This window comes from Kitasatospora sp. NPDC057518 (assembly GCF_042802075.1).
Lineage (GTDB): Bacteria > Actinomycetota > Actinomycetes > Streptomycetales > Streptomycetaceae > Kitasatospora.
The window spans coordinates 1-3311 of record NZ_JBHVEU010000660.1 but is presented as its reverse complement, the minus strand read 5'-3'; the positions used below and the strand labels follow the sequence as shown (position 1 = coordinate 3311).

Below are 3311 nucleotides of genomic sequence, written 5' to 3'. Positions count from 1 at the left end.
AAGCCGGCCCGGCCGGCTTCCCACTCCCGGCCGCCTCCACGGCCCGGCCGACCTCGCCGTCAGCCGAAGGCGGCCAACAGCCGCCGCTCCTTGGCGGGTTCGATGCCGTGCCGCACCGCCGCCCCCGGCCGCCCCTTGCGCCCCTCGGCGTCGGTGTCCTCGACCGGCCCGCGCGTCCGCAGCCACTCCCAGGTGTCCCGCGCCGTCTCGGCGAACGGCCGGCAGCGCAGCCCGGCCGCCTCCGCCCGGCCGGTGTCGGCCAGCCAGACGCCCGCCAGCTCGGGCAGGTCCGGTGCCCAGAGCGGGAGTTCGGTCCACCAGTCGACCCGGTCCGGCCCCTCGGCGAGCAGCGGCCCGTCCGGGACCGGGACCAGCTCGGTGTCCGCGGCGCCCGCCACCTCCCGGCAGGTCTCCAGCCACTCGCCGAAGCGGAGCCGCCCCGGCGGCGCCGTCGTGACGAACCGCCCCGCCGTCCCGGCCGTCAGCAGGTCCAGCCCGAAGGCGGCGAAGTCCCGGACGTCGATCACCTGCATGGTCCGCCGCGGATCCCCCGGGGCGAGCACCCGCCCGCCGCGCGCCATCCGCTCCAGCCACCAGGGCAGCCGGCCGCCGAACTCGTACGGCCCGACGAGCAGCCCGCTGTTCAGCACCAGCGTGCGCCCGGCGCCGAACCCCGCCAGTACGGCGCGCTCGCAGCCGGCCTTCAGGGCGTTGCCGGGCGGCTGGTCGGGCGGGGTGTCGGCGGGGCAGGGGTGCGGCGCGGAACCCTCGTCGACCACGTGGGCGGGCCAGTCGGCGAAGGCGTGCACGGAGGAGACGAAGGTGTAGTGCCCGGCCCGCCCGCGCAGCAGCCGGGCGCTCAGCGCGGCCTGGGCGGGCTGCTGGGCGGAGGTGTCGACGACGGCGTCCCAGCCGCGGCCGTCGACCAGCCGGGCGAGGTCCCCGGCGCTGTCGCGGTCGCCCCGGACGGCCTCGACACCGGGCAGGTCGGCGGCGCTGCGGCCGCGGTTGAAGGTGGTCACCCGGTGGCCCCTGGCGAGGGCCTCGGCAGCGTAGGCCCGTCCGAGGAAGGACGAGCCCCCAAGCAGGAGGATCTTCATACCGACGACCCTCTCCCGGCCGCCCCGCCGGTACGCCCGGATCAGCGCACAGCAGATCCCGGCGGGCGGAAGCCGCGCGGCGTCCGGTCCGACGTGCCGCCCCACCCGGCCCCGCTTAGCATCCGAGGTGTACCGCGGTCGGCGACCGCACCCCGGCCCGGTGCGCGACCCGGACGGCGGACCCGCCCGCCGCGCCGGCACCGACGGCCCGCCGGCGTCGAGCGTCCCACCGGTGCCGCGCCGGCGCCGCCGCCCCCGCCGACCGGCTGCCCGCCCCGGACGAAGGACCCGTGATGAACCAGCCCGAGCTGGAGGCCCTGGCCGCCGACGCGTACGTCTACGGCTACCCGCTGGTCGCCGGCCTCACCATGGTCGAGCGCTTCGACCGCGGCGGCCTGGGCACCCTGCCGGCGGCGCCGTTCAACCACCTCAGCCACGCCACCCGGCTGGCCGGTCCGGCCGACCGCTTCGTCTCGGTCAACAACGACACGGTCTACTCGATCGCCCAGCTCGACCTCTCCGAGGGCCCGCAGGTGCTGCGCGTCCCGGACACCGCCGGCGCCTACTACGTGCTGCAGATCATCGACGCCTGGACGGACAACGTCGCCTACCTCGGCCGCCGGGCCACCGGCACCGGCGCGCAGACCTGGCTGATCGTCCCGCCCGGCTGGCACGGCACCCCCTCGGACCCCGACCGGGTGATCGAACTGCCGACCACCGTCGGCACCCTCGTCGGCCGCTTCGCCTGCGCCGGCCCGGACGACTTCCCCCGGGTCCGGGCCCTCCAGGCCGCCCTCGAACTGGAACCGCTGGAACCCGGAGGCCTGGTCGCCGGACTCCCCGAACCGGACGCGGACGTCCCCGAGCGGCTGGCCTTCTTCGAGCGGCTGCGGGTCTGGATGCAGGCCTTCCCGCCCGCCACCGCCGACATCGAGTACCAGCGCCGCTTCGCCCCGCTCGGCCTGCTCGACGACGGCGCCTCGCCGTACCGCGCGGCCGCCGCCGAATGGACACTGGCGCTGGCCAAGGGCCTGGCCGCCGGCCGCGAACGGGTCGAGGACGCCACCCGCCCGCCCGAGGACCACCCGCCCGGCGAGTGGCGCAGCGCCCTCCACCTCTTCGACTACAACACCGACCACCTGGGCCCCGGCACCCTCGACGACCCCGAGTGGCGCATCCCCGACCGCCGCGCCGCCTACCTCAGCCGGGCCGCCGCCGCCCGGGCCGGCCTCTGGGGCAACCACGCCTACGAGGCCTCGTACGCGATGACCTACGACGACTCCGACGGCCGGCCCCTCACCGGCCTCCACGACTACACCCTGCGCTTCGACCAGCCGCCCCCGGCCGGGGCGTTCTGGTCCGTCACGATGTACTCCGTCCCGGACTACTACCTGGTGGAGAACCCGATCGACCGCTACTCGATCGGCGACCGCACCCCAGGACTGGTCCACGGCGAGGACGGCTCCCTCACCCTGACCCTCCGGCACGACCAGCCCGAGGACCCGACCGCCGCCGCCAACTGGCTCCCCACCCCACCCGGCGAGTTCCGCCCCATCCTCCGCATCTACCAACCCGAACCCGCCGTCCTGGACGGCACCTACCAAGTCCCCCCGATCCACCGCCTCTGACTGCCCCGGGCCCACCCCGCCCCGCCGCCCCTGGACCCCAACCCGCCGCCACCCCGGCCCCTACCGCGCCCGCTGCGCCGCCGCCCCAGCTCCCACCCCGCAAGCCGCGCTGCCCCGTGACCCCGCCGCGCACACCCCGCCACCCGAGCTCCCACCCCCGCACGCCCCGCCACCCCCAGACCCCAACCCGCCAGAACCCCGGCCCCTACCGCGCACGCCCCACCGTCACCCCGGACCTACCACGCACGCTCCGCCGCGATCCCGGCTCCCACCCCGGGTCCCTGCTGCGCCCGCCCCGCCGCCCCTTGATTCCCGCCCCCGCCGGCCCCAGACCCCAGCCCGCCAGCACCCCGGATTCTGCCGCGCACGCTGCGCCGCCATCTCGGACCTACCGCGTACACCCCGCGTGCCGCGCTGCCATCCCGGCCCCTGCCGCGCCCGCCCCGCCGCCACTCACCTCGGGCCCCACCCCGCACGCCCCGCCAGCACCCCGGATCCCGCCGCGCACGAGAAGTCGGGTGGGCCGACTTCTCGTGCGTTCCCGGTTTTGCGGGCGGGATTATGGCGGTCGGTCTACGTACTG

2 protein-coding genes are annotated in these 3311 nt (G+C 77.0%); one reads left to right on the top strand and one right to left on the bottom strand.

Annotation, left to right across the window (positions count from 1 at the left end; translation table 11 throughout):
• Positions 1 to 59 precede the first annotated feature (59 nt).
• Entirely contained in the window at positions 60 to 1100 is a 1041-nt protein-coding gene (locus tag ACFU7Z_RS37950) for an NAD-dependent epimerase/dehydratase family protein (RefSeq protein ID WP_380782656.1), read from the bottom strand.
• Between the two features lie 293 nt (positions 1101 to 1393).
• On the opposite strand from ACFU7Z_RS37950, the gene ACFU7Z_RS37945 reads away from it, so the two are divergent.
• Complete coding sequence (locus tag ACFU7Z_RS37945) at positions 1394 to 2728, top strand: DUF1254 domain-containing protein (RefSeq protein ID WP_117488356.1); 1335 nt, start codon at positions 1394 to 1396, stop codon at positions 2726 to 2728.
• Positions 2729 to 3311: the final 583 nt, after the last annotated feature.